Here is a 17,502-nt window from a genome sequence, read left to right as displayed (position 1 = left end):
CCCCGCATGACCGCTCCCGCCACCGACCCGCAGGCCCCGAGCTGGGAGCGGGACGGCGTCCGCCTGGAGATCGACGGTGAACTCGCCGTCGTGACCCTGTGCCGACCCAAGCGGCGCAACGCCCAGTCGCCGGCGCTCTGGCGCGCCCTCGCCGCCGCCGGGTGCGACCTTCCCGGCAGCGTCCGGGTGGTGCTGCTGCGCGCGGAGGGGGTCTCCTTCTCCGCCGGGCTGGACCGGGCCATGTTCACCCCCGAGGGCATCCCGGGCGAGCCCACCTTCCTCCAGCTCGCCGCCTCCACCGACCAGGAGCTGGACGCCGCCATCGCCTCGTACCAGGAGGCCTTCACCTGGTGGCGCCGCCCGGACCTGGTCTCCATCGCGGCGGTCCAGGGCCACGCCGTCGGCGCGGGCTTCCAGCTGGCCCTCGGCTGCGACCTGCGGGTGGTCGCCGAGGATGTCCGGTTCGCGATGAAGGAGACCTCGCTGGGCCTCGTCCCGGACCTGGCCGGCACCAAGCCGCTCACCGAACTCGTCGGCTACGCGCGGGCGCTGGAGATCTGCGCGACCGGCCGCTGGGTGGGGGCCGAGGAGGCCGCCGCGATCGGACTGGCCAACCTGGTGGTGCCGGGCGAGGAGCTGGACGCCGCCGCCCGGGACCTCGCGGCGGCGCTGCTGGCCGCTCCGCGCGGCGCGGTGATCGAGACCAAGGCGCTGCTGCAGGGCGCCGCCGGGCGCTCCTTCGACGAGCAGCGTTCGGCCGAACGGGCGGCGCAGGCCCGTCGGCTGCGGGAGCTCGCCGGGATCGGCGACTGACCGCACGGTGATGACGCGGGGCCCGGCCCGGGGGGATTCCCCCGGGCCGGGCCCTTTCCCGTGCCCCCGGCGGGCCGCCGGTGCTCGCCGGGCGGGGATCGTGGCGAAATGCCAGAGTTGGGGAGGTTTGCGATATAGCTGGTGCCGTACGACGGGAGAAGCACCCATGCCTGACACTCCGACGCCCGCGACCATGCCCAAGCACACCGGCAGCGGCAGCGCCCCGAACCCCGGTCCGCCGGGGGCCGGCGGCGGTGCCAAGCCGGTGGGGGAGCGTGGCCGCACCGCGCTGGCCGTCGGCGTGGTGGAGAAGATCGCCGGGATGGCGGCCCGCGAGGTCGCCGGGATCCACGCGCTCGGCTCCGGGCTCGCCCGCACCTTCGGCGCGATGCGGGACCGGGTGCCCGGCGGCAAGCCCAGCGTCGGGCGGGGCATCAAGGCGGAGGTCGGCGAGAAGCAGACCGCGATCGACATCGCCCTGGTGGTCGAGTACGGCGTGGTCATTCCCGAACTCGCCCGCCAGGTGCGGGAGAACATCATCAACGCGGTGGAGCGGATGACCGGCCTGGAGGTCGTCGAGGTCAACATCGCGGTCAACGACGTCCACCTCCCGGACGAACCGGAGTTCGAGGAGGAAGAGGAGCCGGTGGCGCCCTCCGGGCAGCGGCCGAAGCTCAAGTAGCGCGTTCGGCGGCGGGCCGACGGCGGACCCGACGAGGCAGCGGGACACGAGGGAGTAGCGGATGAACCTGGCCATCGTCGGCCTGGTGGTGGGCATGGCCCTCGGCTTCGCCGGGTACTTCGGCGGGTTCGCGGCCTTCCTGCTGGTGGCCGCGCTCGGGCTGGTCGGATTCGTGCTCGGGCGCCTGCTGGAGGGCGACATCGAGCTGGGCGAACTCGGGGACCTGCTCCGCGGCCGCGACCGGCGCCGCTGATGGCGGGCCCCGCGTCGGCTCCGGCCGCGCTCTCCGGGTCGGGTTCCGTGCCGGGCCCCGGCCCGGGTTCCGGTTCCGGTTCCGGTTCCGTGCCGGGGCGCCGGGGGCGGCTCCGGGTCGCCGACCGGGTGTACGCGCGGATCGCGGCCCGGGCCGTCCGGGAGGTGCTGACCGAGGCCTGGCCCGCCGGGCGGGCGAAGGGGGCGCCGCCGCACGTCTCGGTGACCGTACCGGGGAGCACGGTGACGGTCCGGGTGGCGGTCGAGCTGCCGTTCCCCTCGGACATCGCGGCGCTGGCCGGGGCCGTTCGGACGCGGATCGCGGAGCGGGTGGTGGGGCTGACCGGGACGAGGGTGTCGGAAGTCGTCGTCGTGGTCGAGAAGTTGGTGACGGGGGGGCACCTCGTGACCGAGGAGGTGCCCGGAACGGAGGCGGTGCCGGGGGCCCGGCCGGAGAAGGTCAGGCGGCTGCGGGCGCCCCGTACGGCCGCGGCGGCCCTGGTGGCGACGGCGGTGCTGGTGGTGGCGGGGGCGCTGCTGTACGACGTGGTCGCCGTACGGGTGGGGCAGCCGGCGCGGCGGTGGCGGGCGCAGATCGCGGACGAGCTGGCGACCCGCCACCTCGACGACCTGGCGGTGCTGGTGGGGGCCGGAGCGGCGACCGCGCTCGGCGGGTGGCTGCTGTGGCTCGCCGTCGCGCCCGGGCTGCGGCGGTGGCTCGTGCTGCGGCCCTACGGGGGGACGACCGCGGCCGTCGACCGGGCCGGGGTCGGACACCTGCTCGCGGACCGGGCGGCGGGCCTGGACGGGATCGACCGCCTGCGGATCCGGGTCGGGCGGCGGCGGGTCCGGATCTCGCTGGAGGGGGTGGCGGACCCGGCGCTGGTGCAGCGGCAGTTGCGGGACGAGCTGGAGCGGGTGGGGCTGGGGCGGCCGCTGCGGCTGGACGTGCGGACGGGGCGGGGGGCCGGGGGCGTGGTGGGGGAGGACCCGGGGGCGGGGACCACCGGGTCCGGGACGGGGGCCGGGGCGGCCGGCGGCGAGGGGGCGGCCGGGTGAGGAGGACGGTCGTCAACCGGGTGGTGCTGGGGACGGTGGGGGCGGTGCTGCTGGCGGCCGGGGTGCTGGTGCTGGCGGGCGGGCTCGACCTGTACCGGCGGCTGGGCGTCCACCCGCCGCAGTGGTGGCCGCTCACCTCACCCGACCAGCCGGTGGTGAGCGCGCGTTCCCGGGGGCGGTGGGTGGCGTCGTCGTGGTGGTGGCCGACGGTGATCGGCGGACTGACCGCCCTGGTGGCGGGGATGGCGTGGTGGCTGGTGGCGCAGCTGCGGCGCAGCGGGCTGTCGAGCATCGCGGTGCCGACGCCGGGGGTGAGCGGGCTGCGGCTGCGGGTCGGCGCGCGGGCGCTGGAGGAGGCGCTGGAGAACGGGACGGCGGTGCTGCCGGACGTCGAACGGGCCGGGGTGCGGCTGGTGCGGGCGCCGGGGCACCCGAGGCTGCGCGGTGCGGTGCGGTTGCGGCCAGGCGGGGATCCGGCCGCGCTGGTGGAGCACTTCGAGGACGGGCCCCGGACGGACGCGTGCGGGAGCCTGCGGCTTGCGGAGCTGCCGGCCGACCTGCGGATCCGGGTCCTCCAGGCGGCCCACGCCGAGCCGCGGCCCGGGCGGGGGCGGCGCGGTCGGCGGGGGCGCGGGCAGGCGCGGGTGGAGTAGGCGGGTCGGGCTCAGAGGCCGCGGAGGGCGCCGCCGTCGACGGGGACCATGATGCCGGTCAGGTAGGAGGCGGCGGGGGAGAGCAGGAAGGCGGCGACCTTGCCGAACTCCTCGGGGGTGCCGTAGCGGCCCAGCGGGATCGAGGCGGTGGCCTGGGCGCGGGCCGCGTCGGGGTCGGCGGCGAGGCCGTCGAGCTCGCGGACCCGGTCGGTGTCGATCCGGGCCGGGAGCAGGCCGAGCACCCGGATGCCGCGGGGGCCGAGCTCGTCGGCGAGGGCCTTGGCGGCCATGGCGAGACCCGGGCGCAGACCGTTGGAGATGCCCAGGCCGGGGATCGGCTGGCGGACCGAGCTGGAGAGCACGAAGGCGATCACCCCGCCGTCGGGGAGCGCGGCGGCGGTGGCGCGGGCGAGGCGCAGGGCGCCGAGGAAGACGGACTCGAAGGCGTCCCGCCAGGCCGCCTCGGGGGTGGTCTCCACGGGGCCGGCCTGGGGGCCGCCGACGCTGATCAGGATGCCGTCGAGCCGGCCGAAGCGGTGCCGGGCCTCGGCGATGAGGCGCTCGGGGGTGTCGGGGTCGGCGTTGTCGGCGACGAGACCGTGGGCGGTGCCGAGGGTCTCGAGTCCGGCGACGGCGGTGTCGACGGCTTGCCGGGTGCGGCCGCTGACGAGCACGCGGGCGCCGTCGGCGACGAGTTCGCGGGCGCTCGCGAGGCCGAGGCCCCGGGTGGCGCCGGTGACGATGTAGGCCTTGTCCTTCAGTCCGAGATCCATGGGGACATAGTGCCCGGTGTGGAGGGTGGGGAGCGGGTCGAGGGGGCTGGCGTTGACGCCGGGGGGAAGGTTTACGGTCGTCGTCGGAAGTGCGGGAGGAGTGGTTCGGCATGCGGATCGGGGAGTTGGCGGAGCGGGCGGGGACGACCACGCGGGCGTTGCGGTACTACGAGCAGTTGGGGTTGTTGCCGGCCCGGCGGGCGGGCAACGGGTACCGGGCGTACGACGAGGCGGACCTCAGGCTGCTGCGCGAGATCCGGATGCTGCAGGACTTCGGGTTCGGGCTGGAGGAGACCAGGCCGTTCGTGGAGTGCCTGCGGGCGGGGCACCCGGAAGGGGACTCGTGTCCGGCCTCGCTGGAGGTGTACCGGCGGAAGCTGGGGGAGCTGGACGAGTGCATCGCCCGGCTCCAGGACGTAAGGGCGCAGGTGGCGGGGCAGTTCGACCGGGCCGTACGGGCGCGGGACGAGCTGGCCGCCGTCGAGGAACCGCCCCATTGTGAACTGGCGAAGGAGTAGACGGTGGTGGAGATCGCGGGTGTGCCGGCGGTGACGGACGAGACGTTCGCCGCGGAGGTGCTGGCGGCCGAGGGGCCGGTGCTGGTGGACTTCACGGCGGACTGGTGCCCGCCCTGCCGGATGATGGCGCCGGTGCTGGCGGACATCGCGCGGGAGGAGGCGCACCGGGTGCGGGTGGTGAGCCTGGACGTGGACCACAACCCGCGGACCCAGGCGGCGTACGGGGTGCTGTCGATGCCGACGCTGATGGTGTTCCGGGGCGGGCAGCCGGTGCGGTCGGTGGTGGGGGCGCGGGCGAAGGCGCGGCTGCTGCGGGAGCTGGAGGACGTCCTCTAGGCGGGGACGGCGTCGAGCGGGACCTCGGCCTCGGCGGCCTGCTTGGCGCGGTCCTTGGCCTCGCGGCGGGCGAGGACCCAGACGCCGACCGGGATCATCGCGGTGAACAGCCACCACTGGATGGCGTAGGCCATGTGCGGGCCGATGTCGGAGTGGTTGGGCTCGGGGACCAGCTGGGGCTGGTCGGCCGGGGCCGGGGTGGTGCCGGCGAGTTCGAGGTAGCCGCCCAGGAGGGGGGCGCCGGTCCGCTTGGCCTGCTCGTCGGTGTTGATCAGGTTGAACTGGCGGTCGGGCAGGCCGGTGCGGTCCTTGATGCCGCTGGCGCCGTAGGTCTCCTCGGCGCGCAGGCGGCCGGTGAGGGCGACCTCGCCGGCCGGGGTGGCCGGGACGGGCGGGTACTCGGTGGCGCCGTTGCCGGAGGCGACCCAGCCGCGGTTGACCAGGAGGGTGCCCTTGCCGTCGGCGAGCCGGAACGGGGTCACGACGAAGTAGCCGATGGTCCCGCTGGAGTCGGTCCGCTTGCGGACCACGAACTCGTGTGCCGGGTCGTACTGTCCGGTGGCGGTCACCGTGCGCCAGGTGAGGTCCTTGGGGACCGCGAAGCCGGGGGTCGGCGACAGGGTGTCGAAGGGGACCGGCGCGGCCGTGAGGGCCTGGCCGATCAGCTCGTTCCGGGCCACCCGTGCCTCGTGGCGGTGAAGCTGCCAGAAGCCCAGCTTGATCGTCGCGGGGATCAGCAGCAGCGCGACCAGCATGGTGATCAGCCACTGTCGGGTCAGCAGAAAACGGTACACATGGGAACGGTACGCCGACCTCACAACGGGCTCACGCACCGGGGTGCGGGGCGACCTCGCGCAGCAGTTGGAGGAAGGCGTCCTCGCCGACGACGGGGGTGCCGACCTCGCGGGCCTTGCGGGCCTTGCCGCTCCAGCTGTCCGGCTCGTTGGTGACCAGCAGGCTGGTGAGGCGGCTCACCGAGGTGGCGATGTGCAGGCCGGCCTCGACCGCGCGGTCCTCCAGGACCTCGCGGTCGGTGGCGGTGTCGCCGGTGATGGCCACCCGCATGCCCTGGACCAGCGGCTTGCCGTCCTGCCAGCGCCCCGGGTTGGGGTACGGGCAGGGCGGGCGCTTCTTGGCCTGGCGGTACGAGGCGCCGGTCCAGTTGCCGCGGCCGGGGGCGGCGGGCTCCTCCTCGCCGAGGTCGGTGACCGCGACGCAGTTCTGCAGCGGCAGCGGCACGCCGCCGTCGCGGGCGAGGTGCAGGCTGGGGCGGAAGGCCTCGGCGAGCACCCGGGCGTCGTCCAGGGCGTTGTGGGCGTGGCGCTGCCGGACGCCGAAGTGGGCGGCGAGCGAGGACAGCTTGCCGTTGGGCAGCGGCAGGCGCAGGTCGCGGGAGAGGACCATGGTGCACAGCCGCTGCTCGACCGGGGCGCGCAGGCCGGCCCGGGAGAACTCGCGGGAGATCATGTTCCAGTCGAAGAGCGCGTTGTGCGCGACCAGGACGCGGTCGTGCAGGCGCGCGGCGAACTCCTCGGCGATCTGCGGGAAGGTCGGGGCGGTGGCGAGCAGCTCGGCGGTGAGGCCGTGGATCCAGACCGGGCCGGGGTCCCGCTCGGGGTTGACCAGGGTGTACCAGTGGTCGACGACCTCGCCGTCCGGGTCCAGCTGGTAGACGCCCGCCGAGATGACGCGGTCCGAGCGGCCGAGACCGGTGGTCTCGACGTCGACGACCGCGAAGCCCCCGGCGGGGGCGGCGGAGCGCTGCGCGGGGACCGGGGCGGTCCGCGGCGCTCCGTACGTCTCGGGCTGGATCGGTTGCATGGTCCAACAGGATAAGGGGCCGGGCGGGGGGCTCCGGCCGGAATGTTCCGACCGACCGGCCGGAATAGAGTGGTCAGCGGGGGTGTCGTACACCTGGTCGAGACCGTTCAGCTAAGGAACAGCGCATGCGTGCCACCGTGATTCACGGCCCCAACGACATCCGGATCGAAGACGTCCCGGACCCGGTGATCCAGTACCCGACGGACGTGGTGCTCCGGGTGGTGAACGCCTGTATCTGCGGCAGCGACCTGTGGGCGTACCGCGGGGTCGCGCAGCGGGTGGCCGGGCAGCGGATCGGGCACGAGTTCCTCGGCGTGGTCGAGGAGGTCGGCGCCGAGGTGCGCGGCTTCGCCAAGGGCGACTTCGTGGTGGCGCCGTTCGTCTGGTCGGACGGCGTGTGTGACTTCTGTCTCGAAGGCCTCCAGACCTCCTGCCCGCACGGCGGGTTCTGGGGGCAGGTCGGTTCGGACGGCGGCCAGGGCGAGGCGGTGCGGGTGCCGTTCGCGGACGGGACGCTGGTGAAGCTGCCGAAGGAGGCGGCGGGCGACGAGAAGCTGCTGCCCGGGCTGCTGGCGCTGTCCGACGTGATGTCCACCGGGCACCACGCGGCGGTCTCGGCGCGGGTGCGGCCCGGGGCGACGGTCGCGGTGGTCGGCGACGGCGCGGTGGGCCTGTGCGGCGTCCTGGCGGCGCACCGGCTGGGCGCGGGCCGGATCATCGCGCTGGGCCGGCACACGGCCCGCACCGAGCTGGCCCGCCGCTTCGGTGCGACGGACGTGGTGGCGGAGCGCGGCGAGGCCGCGGTCGAGGCGGTGAAGGAGCTGACCGGCGGGCAGGGCGCGCACGCGGTGCTGGAGGCGGTCGGCACCGAGGAGTCGATGCGGACGGCCGTCTCGATAGCCCGGGACGGCGGCGCGGTGGGCTACGTCGGGGTGCCGCACGGCGGCAGCGCGGGCGTCGACATCGGTCAGATGTTCGGCCGGAACGTTTCGCTGAACGGCGGCGTCGCCCCGGCCCGCGCGTACATCCCCGAGCTGCTGCCGGACGTCCTCTCGGGCGCCATCGAGCCGGGCCTGGTCTTCGACCGGACCGTCGGCCTGGACGGCGTGCCGGACGGCTACCGCGCGATGGACGACCGCTCGGCCCTGAAGGTGCGGATCGCCTTCTGAGGCGTCGGCCTCCCGGCTCCGGCCCGTGCCGCCCCGTTCGGGGTGCGGCACGGGCCGGAGCCGTTCTCCGGGGAGGTTCCGGGGGCCGATCGTGGGCGGTGCGGTCGCTGGGATGGGCTGTTTTTCGGCCAATCGGATGGTGCGAGGGGGTGAACGGTCGACTGATCGCGGTCAACCCCTTCCGGGGCGGGCAGGACGCTCCTAGCATTGCGCGGCGCACACCAGACATGTGACGCCCCTCACGTTCGATCGTTCCCCCCGTGTGACAAATACGCCGAAGGAGTGAGACAGCGTGGATTCGCCGCCGCTCACCACCACCGCCGCCACGGAAGCCCAACTCATCGACGACAGCGAGGAGTTCCGTACACTGCGGCGCTCGTTCCGGAGCTTCGCCTTCCCGGTCACCATCGGCTTCGTGCTCTGGTACCTGTTCTACGTCCTGCTCTCCTGCTACGCCCCGGGACTGATGCGCACCAAGGTCCTCGGGCACGTCAACGTGGCCCTGGTCCTCGGGCTGCTGCAGTTCGTGACCACCTTCGCCATCGCCGCCTGGTACGCCCGCTACGCGGACCGGCGGATCGACCCGCCCGCCGCGGCGATCCGCGAGGCGCACGGCGCCGTCGTCCACGCTCCCCGGGAGTCCGCCGAATGAGCCTGCTCGCCAGCTCCGCCACCGAGCACCGCGGCCTGACGATGGCCCTGTTCGGCGTGTTCGTCCTCGCCACCCTCGGCATCACCGTCTGGGCCGGGCGGCAGACCAGGAGCGCCTCCGACTTCTACGCCGGCGGCCGCGGCTTCACCGGCTTCCAGAACGGCCTGGCCATCTCCGGCGACTACATGTCCGCCGCCTCCTTCCTCGGCATCGCCGGGACCATCGCGCTCAGCGGCTACGACGGCTTCCTCTACTCGATCGGCTTCCTGGTCGCCTGGCTGGTCGCCCTGCTGCTGATCGCCGAACCGCTGCGCAACTCCGGCCGCTTCACGATGGCGGACGTGCTCGCGTTCCGGATGCGCCAGCGCCCGGTGCGCACCGCGGCGGGCGTCTCCACCATCGTGGTGTCGATCTTCTACCTGCTCGCCCAGATGGTCGGCGCCGGCACCCTGGTGGCCCTGCTGCTGGGGGCCGAGGGGGGCGCCGCCAAGCGCTGGACCATCGTCGGGGTCGGCGCGCTGATGATCGTCTACGTGGTGATAGGAGGGATGAAGGGCACCACCTGGGTGCAGATCGTCAAGGCGGTGCTGCTGATCGCCGGCGCCGCGCTGATGACCGTCCTGGTGCTGGCCAAGTACCACTTCAACCCCTCCGAACTGCTCGGCGCGGCGGCGAGCGCGAGCGGCAAGGGCGAGGCCTTCCTCCAACCGGGGCAGAAGTACGGCAGCGGCACCGCCAAGCTCGACTTCATCAGCCTCGGCATCGCGCTGGTGCTCGGCACCGCGGGCCTGCCGCACATCCTGGTCCGCTTCTACACCGTGCCCACCGCCAAGGCGGCCCGGAAGTCGGTGCTCTGGGCGATCGGCATCATCGGCGTCTTCTACCTGATGACCCTGGCGCTCGGCTTCGGCGCGGCCGCGCTGGTCGGCTCCAAGGCGATCAAGGCGGCGAACGCGGCGGGAAACACCGCGGCCCCGCAGCTGGCCGAGGCGCTCGGCGGGGGCGCCGGGAGCACCGGCGGCGCGATCCTGCTCGCGGTGATCTCGGCGGTCGCCTTCGCCACCATCCTGGCCGTGGTCGCCGGGCTCACGCTCGCCTCCTCGGCCTCCTTCGCCCACGACCTCTACGCCAACGTGATCCGGCGCGGGAAGGCGAGCGAGAAGGAGGAGGTGCGGTCGGCGAAGTGGGCCGCGGTCGCGATCGGGGCGGTGGCGATCGTGCTCAGCCTCTTCGCGGACAAGCTCAACACCGCCGCCCTGGTCGCGCTGGCCTTCGCCGTCGCCGCCTCGGCGAACCTGCCCACCCTGCTCTACTCGCTGTTCTGGAAGCGCTTCACCACCGTCGGCGCGGTCAGCTCGGTCTACGCCGGACTGCTCACCTCGGTGACGCTGGTGGTCTTCTCCCCGGTGGTCTCCGGCGCGAAGACCTCGCTCTTCCCGCACTCCGACTTCCACTGGTTCCCGCTGGAGAACCCCGGCCTGGTCTCCATCCCGGTCGGCTTCCTGGCCGGCTGGCTCGGCACGCTGCTGTCCAGGGAACGCCCCGACGCGGCGAAGTACGCTGAACTGGAGGTCCGCTCGCTGACCGGGCTGGGCGCCCACTGATCGTCCCGCGATGACTATGCTGGCCCGGCCCGCCGTGACGGTGGCCGGGCCGGCCGCATCTCGGGGAAGGACGAACGTGCTGCTCGACACCTTCGGACGCCAGGCCGTCGACCTGAGGGTCTCCCTCACGGACCGCTGCAACCTGCGCTGCACCTACTGCATGCCCGAGGAGGGCCTGCGGTGGCTGGCCAAGCCCGAGCTGCTGACCGACGAGGAGATCGTCCGGCTGGTCACCGTGGCCGTGCGCGACCTGGGCGTGCGCGAGGTCCGCTTCACCGGCGGCGAGCCGCTGCTGCGTCCCGGACTGGTCGCCGTCGTCGCCGCCTGCTCGGAGCTGGAGCCGCGCCCGGAGCTCTCGCTGACCACCAACGGCATCGGACTGGCCCGCACCGCGACGGCGCTGCGCGAGGCCGGCCTGGACCGGGTCAACGTCTCGCTGGACACCCTCGACCCCGAGGTGTTCCACACCCTCACCCGCCGCCACCGCCACCAGGACGTCCTGGACGGGCTGGCCGCCGCCGAGGCCGCCGGGCTGGCACCGGTGAAGCTGAACGCGGTGCTGATGCGCGGGGTCAACGACCACGAGGCGGCCGACCTGCTGGCCTGGTGCCTGGAGCGGGGCTACGAGCTGCGCTTCATCGAGCAGATGCCGCTGGACGCCCAGCACGGCTGGGACCGTACGTCGATGGTCACCGCGACGGAGATCCTGGACCTGCTGCGCACCCGCTTCACGCTCACCCCGGAGCCGTCCGCGAGCCGGGGCGCGGCACCCGCCGAGCGCTGGCTGGTGGACGGCGGCCCGGGCCGGGTGGGCGTGATCGCCTCGGTCACCCGGCCGTTCTGCCGGGCCTGCGACCGCACCCGGCTGACCGCCGACGGCCAGGTGCGCAACTGCCTGTTCGCGACCGGCGAGACCGACCTGCGCACCGCGCTGCGCTCCGGCGCGGACGACGCCGAACTGGCCGCGCTGTGGCGGGCGGCGATGTGGGGCAAGAAGGCCGGGGCCGGGATCGACGACCCGGAGTTCCTCCAGCCCGAGCGGCCGATGTCCGCGATCGGCGGCTGAGCGGGCCGAGCGGGCCGAGCGGGCCGAGCGGGTTGGGCCGGTTGAGCCGGTCGGGCAGGCGCTAGGCCGGCTTCCCGGAGCCCTCGGCGGGCTCGGGGGTCCAGTCGGCGAAGGCGACGACCTCCTTGAGGAAGCCGCGCACCGAGAGGAACTGGGACAGGTGCTCGCGGTGCCCGTCGCAGGCGAGCCAGGTCTTGCGGCGGTCCGGGGTGTGCAGCTTGGGGTTGTTCCACACCAGCACCCAGCCGGCGTCCGTCCGGCAGCCCTTGGCGGAGCAGATCGGCGTCTGCGGGGTGTCCATCGGGCCGTCCTCAACGATTGGCGGGTGGGTCTGCACCGCCAGTCTGTCACGCCCGTCCGGGCCGACCGGATCCGGGCATGGCGACGCCGGGCAGCCACGGGGGGAGCCGCCCGGCGTCGGTCCGTCGCTCCGACGGGGGATGCGGAGCGCGTACGCAGTATGTCACGCCAAGACCCTCGGATGGGGAGGTCTTGCATGATTAATCTGAGCTTCTTTTGAGCTTTCGCTGAGCCGGACGGGGGTGAAGCGGCATGAAACGGACGGTCAGTCCACGTCCTGTGAAGGATCGGTGGGAACGGCCTTTGCCTCTCCTGTACCAGCCTTCGCACCAGCCCCACCCGTCCCACCGGGGCCGAGCATCAGCGGGGTGTCCAGCGGGATGTCGAAGGTGCTCGGCAGCCCCGGGGCCCGCTCCCGGCCCGCGTTGGCGATCAGCACCGCGAAGTACGGCAGCAGGACGGCGCCCGCCAGCGCCGCGAACGCCAGCCAGCGCTGGACGTCCCACAGCACCACCGCGAGCAGTACGCAGACCGTGCGGAGCAGCATCGAGATGACATAGCGGCGCTGGCGTCCCCGGACGTCCTCGGTGAGGCTGCTGCGCGCCCCCGTGATCCGGAAGACCTGCCCGTCGTCGGCGCTCTTGCCCATGTGTCCTACCGCCCTCGTCGCGCACCCGCGCGCCTGGCCGCGCGGCCTCCTCACGGTACGCCCGGGCGCACCCGGCGACGAGACCGGGTGGGCCGCACCCACCCGGTCGGGTACGCGAAGGGCCTGTCCGGCGGAGCGGACAGGCCCTCGGCGGCGCGGCGCGGCGCTAGGAGCGGCGGGAGAGGTACCGCGGGGGCACGGCGTCGGTGAGCCAGACGCCGTTCTCGCTGAGCCGGAACTCGTGGCCGGCCGCCGTCATCGCCGCCGCGTTCACGGTCAGCACCACCGGACGGCCGTGCCGGGCGCCGACCCCGGTGGCCGTCCCGGTGTCCGCCGAGAGGTGGACGTCCTGGCGGGCCATCGGGCGCAGGCCCTCGCGGAAGATCGCCGCCAGGTGCCGGTCGGCGGTGCCGTGGTAGAGCACGGGCGGCGGCACGGTGGCGGTCAGGCCGAGGTCGACCGCCACCGTGTGGCCCTGGTTGGCGCGGATCGAGAGACCGTCCGGCGAGTAGCCGAAGCGGCGCTTGTTGTTGGTCGCCACGACGTGGTCCAGCTCGGCCCGGGTGAGCGGCCGGCCCCGGGCGGCGAGCCCGGCGAGCAGCTCGTCGACCCGGACCCAGCCGGACGCGTCCAGCGCGACCCCCGCCAGCCCGGGCTCGTGCCGCAGGATCCGCGACAGCATCTTGCTCGACCTGACCAGGCGCTTCTCGTCCATCATGTCTCTCGTATCCCCCGTCGGTCAGCGGCTAAGAGGCCTGGCTGACCGAACTCATGTTGAAGTCCGTGACACGCACGGGTGGCATCGCGGTGCGGGTGACGTTGTCGCTCCACTCGCGGGGCAGGCAGCGTTCGGTGCGGCCCACCTCGGTGATCCGGTTCAGCAGGTCCACCGGGGACTCGTTGAACCGGAAGTTGTTGACCTCGCCGACGACCTCGCCGTTCTCCACCAGGTAGACGCCGTCCCGGGTGAGCCCGGTGAGCAGCAGCGTCGCCGGGTCCACCTCGCGGATGTACCAGAGGCAGGTGAGCAGCAGGCCGCGCTCGGTGCGGGCGATCATCTCGTCCAGCGTCGGCGCGGACTCCTGGTCGGCCGTCTCCAGTACGAGGTTGTCGATCGCCGGGCGCAGCGGCAGGCCGGTGAGGGCGGCCGCCTGGCGGGTGGTGACCAGGTCGTTCAGCACGCCCTCGCGGATCCACTCGGTGGCGGTGATCGGCTGGCCGTTGTCGAAGACCGAGTAGTCCCCGCCGGAGGAGTGGGTGAGCACGAACGGCGCGGCCTCCAGGCCGGGTGCGCGCGGGTCGGAGCGCAGGGTCAGCGGCAGGGCGCTGAGCTTGTCGCCGATCCGGGTGCCTCCGCCGGGCTTGGAGAAGACCGTCCGGCCCTCCCGGGCGTCCCGGCCGCCGGAGGACCAGTTGAGGACGATCAGCAGGTCGGCGACGGCCGAGGGCGGCAGCAGCGCCTCGTACCGCCCGGCGGGCAGGTCCACCTTGCGGGCGCCCCAGCCGAGCCGCCTGGTCAGCTCGGTGTGCAGGCCGGCGACGTCGACGTCGGCGAAGTCCCGGGTGGAGGCGCCCACCCAGGCGGAGCTGGAGAGGTCGGCGGTCTTGGCGTTGATCTCGACCATGCCGGTGGGCTGGTCGTGGCGCAGCCGCAGGCCGGTGGAGCTGCCCAGGTAGCTGGAGGTCATCTCGTGCCGGGCGAAGCCGTACAGGAGCTGGCCCTGGGCCGCGGCGCGGGCGAAGGCCTCGCCGAGGGCCGGGCCGAAGGCGTCGAACACCTCGATGGAGGTCAGCGCGGGCGGCTCGGTGAAGTCCGGCGAGGAGGGCCCGCCGGCGATCAGCGGCTGGGCGTCCTCGGCCGGTCCGGCCGCGCGGGCGGCCTCCTCGGCGGCCCGTACCAGGCCCTCCACCTCCGCCGCGGTGACGGCCTCGCGGGAGACCACGCCGGAGGCGGTGCCCTCGGAGCCGGCCACGGTGGCGATCACGGTGAGGCGGCGGCCGCGGGTGACGCCGTTGGTGGTCAGGGCGTTGCCGGCCCAGCGCAGGTTGGCGGTGGACTCCTCGTCGGCGATCACCACGCAGCCGTCGGCGCGGGAGAGGCCGAGCGCCAGCTCGACGAGTTCGTGGGGCTGCTTCGCGGTCATCAGTGACCCGCCTCCTGCTGGGTGTTGAGCACGTTGACGTTGCGGAACAGCGCCGACGGGCAGCCGTGGCTGACCGCCGCGATCTGACCGGGCTGCGCCTTGCCGCAGTTGAAGGCGCCGCCGAGGAAGTAGGTCTGCGGGCCGCCGACCGCCGCCATCGAGCCCCAGAAGTCGGTGGTGGTGGCCTGGTAGGCGAAGTCCTTGACCTGGCCCGCGAGTTCGCCGTCCTTGATGGCGTAGGCGCGCTGCCCGGTGAACTGGAAGTTGTACCTCTGCTGGTCGATCGACCAGGAACGGTCGCCGACGATGTAGAGGCCGTTCTCGACCTGGCCGACCAGGCCCGCGGTGTCCGGGCCGTCGGCGGCCGGCCGGAGCGAGACGTTGGCCATCCGCTGCACCGGGACGTGCGCGGGGGAGTCGGCGAAGGCGCAGCCGTTGGAGCGCTCGAAGCCCTTCAACGCGGCGATGCGGCGGTCGAGCTGGTAGCCGACCAGGACGCCGTCCCTGACCAGGTCCCAGGACTGGGTGGCCACGCCCTCGTCGTCGTAGCCGATGGTGGACAGGCCGTGCTCGGCGGTGCGGTCGCCGGTGACGTGCATCAGCTCGGAGCCGTACTTCAGCGAGCCGAGCTGGTCGAAGGTGGCGAAGGAGGTGCCGGCGTAGGCGGCCTCGTAGCCGAGCGCGCGGTCCAGTTCGGTGGCGTGGCCGATCGACTCGTGGATGGTCAGCCAGAGGTTGGTCGGGTCGATCACTAGGTCGTAGCGGCCGGCCTCGACGCTCGGGGCCCGCATCTTCTCGGCCAGCAGGACGGGCAGTTCGGCGAGTTCGGCGTCCCAGTCCCAGCCGGTGCCGGTGACGTACTCGTAGCCGCGGCCGACCGGCGGGGCCAGGGTCGTCATCGAGTCGAAGGCGCCGGTGCGCTCGTCGACCGAGGTGGCCTCCAGGTCGGAGTGCACCCGGATCCGCTGCTGGGTGGTCACCGTGCCGGCGGTGTCCGCGTAGAACTTGTTCTCCTGGACGGTCCGCAGGGCCGCCTGGACGTGCGAGACGCCCTCGGCGGCCAGCAGCCGGGAGCTGCGCTCGGCGAGCAGCGCGGTCTTCTCGGCGTCCGGCACCTCGAAGGGGTTGACCTCGTACGCGGAGACCCAGGTGACGTCCCGGTGGACCGGCTCGCCGGCCAGCTCGACCCGCTCGGTGGAGCCGGCCGCCCGGCTGATCCCGCCGGAGAGGCGGGCCACCGCGACGGCCTGCTCGGCGACCCGGGCCGCCGCGTCGGGGGTGAGGTCGACACCGGCGGCGAAGCCCCAGGCGCCGTCCAGCACCACCCGGACGGCGAAACCGAGCTGCACGCTGTCGGAGGTGCCGGCCGGACGCGCGTCGCGCAGCCGCCAGGAGGCGCTGCGGATCCGCTCCAGGCGGAAGTCGGCGTGGCTCGCGCCCAGTTCGCGGGCGCGGGCGAGGGCGGCGTCGGCGAGGGGCCGCAGCGGCAGGGCGAGGAACGCCGGGTCGACGGCGCGCCCGTGCGGGGCACCGGAGCGATCGGCCGGAGGGATCGGAGGCAATCGGGCTCCCAGGTCGCGGAGGGTGGCGGTGCGGCGCCACAGGGGCGCCCGCACCGCATCATTTCCCGTCCACCGGGTTTCCGGCCAGCGCATTTCGACCGGTGCGCCGCAGTGAGGGACCGTCCGGTCGGGCCTCCGGTGCCCGGCTCCGCGGCCCTCGGGCCCGGGCCGTCAGCCGACGGTCTCCCACCAGCCGTCCAGCTCCGGCGGGTTGTCGACGTCGACCCGCTCGCCGGGGCGCGGCACGGCCAGCGGGACGGCCTGCTCCTTGGCGGCCTTCACCAGCCGTTCGATCGGCTCGGCCCACGGGTGCAGGCCCAGGTTGAAGGTGCACCAGTGGACCGGCACCAGCAGGCCGGCGGTCAGGTCCCGGTGCGCGAGGACGGCGTCCTCGGGGGTCATGTGGATGTCCGCCCAGGCCGCGTCGTAGGCGCCGATCTGGACCAGCGCGGCGTCGAAGGGGCCGTGCTGCGCGCCGATCCGGGCGTAGCCCTCGAAGTAGCCGGAGTCGCCGGTGTAGAAGACCTTGCGGTTCGGGCCGGCGATCACCCAGGAGCCCCACAGGGTGGTGTTGCGGGTCAGCCCGCGGCCGGAGAAGTGGTGCGCCGCGGTCAGGGTGAGCACCAGGTCGCCCAGGGTGCAGGTCTCGTCCCAGTCCAGCTCGATGATCCGGTGCTCGGGGACGCCCCAGCGGCGCAGGTGGGCGCCGATGCCGAGCGGCACCGCGAAGGGCGCGGACTGGCTGCGCACCAGGCGCTTGACCGTCGCCATGTCCAGGTGGTCGTAGTGGTCGTGCGAGATCAGCACCGCGTCGACCTGGGGCAGCTCCTCCAGCCCGACCGGCACCGGGTGCAGCCGCTTGGGGCCGACGTGCGCGGCAGGGGAGCAGCGGTCGCTCCAGACCGGGTCGAGCAGCACCCGGAAGCCCTCGATCTCCACCAGCGCGGAGGCGTGCCCGTACCAGGTGACCTCCACGCCCTCGGCGGCCGGCCCGGGCGGGGTGGCGGGGCGGACGGTCGGCACCGGGTGGGCGGGGACGCGGCCGGCCCGCTCGAACAGCATCCGGCGGGCGGTGGCGCCGTCGAAGCCGGGGGCGCCGGTGGCGCGGGCGAGCGCGGAGGGCGCGTTGTGGAAGACGCCGTCGCGGTACTGCGGGGAGTTGCGCACCCGCTCCTCGCGCTCGCCGTCCGGCCGTCGCCCGAACGCCGCCGGCAGGTCGCGCAGCGACCAGGCGGTCGCGCCCAGGCCGGCCGCCAGGGCGGTGAGGGCCAGCAGTCGTCCGCGTCGGTGGGTGCTCCCGGGCCGTGCCTTGGTCATCCGCTCTGCCTTCGTCGCTCGCCGGGATGGTCGGGGATCGGTACGGCCGGTCCCGGGCCGGCCCCGCACCACGGGGGCAACGGGTGCGCCCGCCCGTGTTGTTCCCGTACAGTCGCCCCGATCCGGGCAGCG

At 74.1% G+C, this 17,502-nt stretch carries 20 protein-coding genes; 11 read left to right on the top strand and 9 right to left on the bottom strand.

Features of this window, described 5'->3' with window-relative positions; genetic code table 11:
• Nucleotides 1-6: 6 nt before the first annotated feature.
• The 5 genes from ACFY4B_RS21050 (at nucleotide 7) to ACFY4B_RS21030 (ending at nucleotide 3,459) form a co-directional block, all read left to right on the top strand.
• The gene (locus ACFY4B_RS21050; protein ID WP_387969781.1) at nucleotides 7-813 is read left to right on the top strand and encodes an enoyl-CoA hydratase/isomerase family protein; all 807 of its coding nucleotides are present in this window, start codon (nucleotides 7-9) and stop codon (nucleotides 811-813) included.
• 193 nt (nucleotides 814-1,006) lie between these two features.
• On the top strand, nucleotides 1,007-1,495 hold the full coding sequence (locus ACFY4B_RS21045; protein WP_074001607.1) for an Asp23/Gls24 family envelope stress response protein: 489 nt from the start codon (nucleotides 1,007-1,009) through the stop codon (nucleotides 1,493-1,495).
• 61 nt (nucleotides 1,496-1,556) lie between these two features.
• Entirely contained in the window at nucleotides 1,557-1,748 is a 192-nt protein-coding gene (locus ACFY4B_RS21040) for a hypothetical protein (RefSeq protein WP_049658455.1), read from the top strand.
• An 89-nt stretch (nucleotides 1,749-1,837) separates the two neighbouring features.
• Entirely contained in the window at nucleotides 1,838-2,806 is a 969-nt protein-coding gene (locus tag ACFY4B_RS21035; RefSeq protein WP_387969779.1) for a DUF6286 domain-containing Asp23/Gls24 family envelope stress response protein, read from the top strand.
• Complete coding sequence (locus ACFY4B_RS21030; RefSeq protein WP_387969776.1) at nucleotides 2,803-3,459, top strand: alkaline shock response membrane anchor protein AmaP; 657 nt, start codon at nucleotides 2,803-2,805, stop codon at nucleotides 3,457-3,459. The genes ACFY4B_RS21035 and ACFY4B_RS21030 overlap by 4 nt, the downstream gene beginning before the upstream one ends.
• A gap of 11 nt (nucleotides 3,460-3,470) precedes the next feature.
• Here ACFY4B_RS21030 and ACFY4B_RS21025 read toward each other — a convergent pair whose 3' ends face one another.
• The gene (locus ACFY4B_RS21025; RefSeq protein WP_387969773.1) at nucleotides 3,471-4,232 is read right to left on the bottom strand and encodes an SDR family oxidoreductase; all 762 of its coding nucleotides are present in this window, start codon (nucleotides 4,230-4,232) and stop codon (nucleotides 3,471-3,473) included.
• A gap of 110 nt (nucleotides 4,233-4,342) precedes the next feature.
• On the opposite strand from ACFY4B_RS21025, the gene ACFY4B_RS21020 reads away from it, so the two are divergent.
• Nucleotides 4,343-4,750, top strand: coding sequence for a MerR family transcriptional regulator (locus tag ACFY4B_RS21020; RefSeq protein WP_049653502.1), 408 nt, complete (start codon nucleotides 4,343-4,345; stop codon nucleotides 4,748-4,750).
• A gap of 3 nt (nucleotides 4,751-4,753) precedes the next feature.
• Nucleotides 4,754-5,086, top strand: coding sequence for a thioredoxin (gene trxA / locus ACFY4B_RS21015; RefSeq protein ID WP_049653505.1), 333 nt, complete (start codon nucleotides 4,754-4,756; stop codon nucleotides 5,084-5,086).
• Here the strand turns inward: trxA and ACFY4B_RS21010 are convergent.
• Both ACFY4B_RS21010 and ACFY4B_RS21005 read right to left on the bottom strand, forming a co-directional pair.
• The gene (locus ACFY4B_RS21010) at nucleotides 5,083-5,880 is read right to left on the bottom strand and encodes an SURF1 family protein (RefSeq protein ID WP_074001604.1); all 798 of its coding nucleotides are present in this window, start codon (nucleotides 5,878-5,880) and stop codon (nucleotides 5,083-5,085) included. The genes trxA and ACFY4B_RS21010 overlap by 4 nt on opposite strands.
• Before the next feature lie 31 nt (nucleotides 5,881-5,911).
• A complete protein-coding gene (locus ACFY4B_RS21005; protein ID WP_074001603.1) occupies nucleotides 5,912-6,907 on the bottom strand; it encodes a DEDDh family exonuclease in 996 nt (331 codons plus the stop codon).
• A gap of 125 nt (nucleotides 6,908-7,032) precedes the next feature.
• Here ACFY4B_RS21005 and ACFY4B_RS21000 point away from each other — a divergent pair, with 125 nt between their 5' ends.
• The 4 genes from ACFY4B_RS21000 (at nucleotide 7,033) to moaA (ending at nucleotide 11,398) form a co-directional block, all read left to right on the top strand.
• Nucleotides 7,033-8,076, top strand: coding sequence for a zinc-dependent alcohol dehydrogenase family protein (locus ACFY4B_RS21000; RefSeq protein ID WP_074001602.1), 1,044 nt, complete (start codon nucleotides 7,033-7,035; stop codon nucleotides 8,074-8,076).
• A gap of 292 nt (nucleotides 8,077-8,368) precedes the next feature.
• A complete protein-coding gene (locus ACFY4B_RS20995) occupies nucleotides 8,369-8,728 on the top strand; it encodes a DUF485 domain-containing protein (RefSeq protein WP_049653515.1) in 360 nt (119 codons plus the stop codon).
• Nucleotides 8,725-10,332 (top strand): cation acetate symporter, encoded by a 1,608-nt coding sequence (locus ACFY4B_RS20990; RefSeq protein WP_380737368.1) that lies wholly within the window; start codon nucleotides 8,725-8,727, stop codon nucleotides 10,330-10,332. The genes ACFY4B_RS20995 and ACFY4B_RS20990 overlap by 4 nt, the downstream gene beginning before the upstream one ends.
• A gap of 76 nt (nucleotides 10,333-10,408) precedes the next feature.
• Nucleotides 10,409-11,398, top strand: a complete 990-nt coding sequence (gene moaA / locus ACFY4B_RS20985) for a GTP 3',8-cyclase MoaA (RefSeq protein WP_049653518.1) — start codon at nucleotides 10,409-10,411, stop codon at nucleotides 11,396-11,398.
• A 61-nt stretch (nucleotides 11,399-11,459) separates the two neighbouring features.
• Here moaA and ACFY4B_RS20980 read toward each other — a convergent pair whose 3' ends face one another.
• The 6 genes from ACFY4B_RS20980 to ACFY4B_RS20955 form a co-directional block, all read right to left on the bottom strand.
• A complete protein-coding gene (locus ACFY4B_RS20980; protein ID WP_049653520.1) occupies nucleotides 11,460-11,699 on the bottom strand; it encodes a hypothetical protein in 240 nt (79 codons plus the stop codon).
• A 264-nt stretch (nucleotides 11,700-11,963) separates the two neighbouring features.
• Nucleotides 11,964-12,347, bottom strand: a complete 384-nt coding sequence (locus tag ACFY4B_RS20975; RefSeq protein ID WP_049653522.1) for a DUF3099 domain-containing protein — start codon at nucleotides 12,345-12,347, stop codon at nucleotides 11,964-11,966.
• A gap of 166 nt (nucleotides 12,348-12,513) precedes the next feature.
• Nucleotides 12,514-13,062 carry an RNA 2'-phosphotransferase gene (locus ACFY4B_RS20970; protein WP_074002096.1) on the bottom strand — a complete coding sequence of 183 codons (549 nt, stop codon included), beginning with the start codon at nucleotides 13,060-13,062 and terminating at the stop codon, nucleotides 12,514-12,516.
• Nucleotides 13,063-13,093: 31 nt separating this feature from the next.
• Nucleotides 13,094-14,491, bottom strand: a complete 1,398-nt coding sequence (locus tag ACFY4B_RS20965; RefSeq protein WP_387969768.1) for a metallopeptidase TldD-related protein — start codon at nucleotides 14,489-14,491, stop codon at nucleotides 13,094-13,096.
• Complete coding sequence (locus ACFY4B_RS20960; protein ID WP_259316932.1) at nucleotides 14,491-16,044, bottom strand: TldD/PmbA family protein; 1,554 nt, start codon at nucleotides 16,042-16,044, stop codon at nucleotides 14,491-14,493. Before ACFY4B_RS20960 ends, ACFY4B_RS20965 begins: the two co-directional genes overlap by 1 nt.
• Nucleotides 16,045-16,224: 180 nt before the next feature.
• Nucleotides 16,225-17,370 carry an MBL fold metallo-hydrolase gene (locus tag ACFY4B_RS20955; protein ID WP_117490081.1) on the bottom strand — a complete coding sequence of 382 codons (1,146 nt, stop codon included), beginning with the start codon at nucleotides 17,368-17,370 and terminating at the stop codon, nucleotides 16,225-16,227.
• Between the last annotated feature and the right edge of the window lie 132 nt (nucleotides 17,371-17,502).

Source organism: Kitasatospora sp. NPDC001261 (genome assembly GCF_042896795.1).
Taxonomy (GTDB): Bacteria; Actinomycetota; Actinomycetes; order Streptomycetales; family Streptomycetaceae; genus Kitasatospora.
The sequence above is the reverse complement of the archived record's forward strand: the minus strand, read 5'-3'. Positions and strand labels throughout refer to the sequence as shown.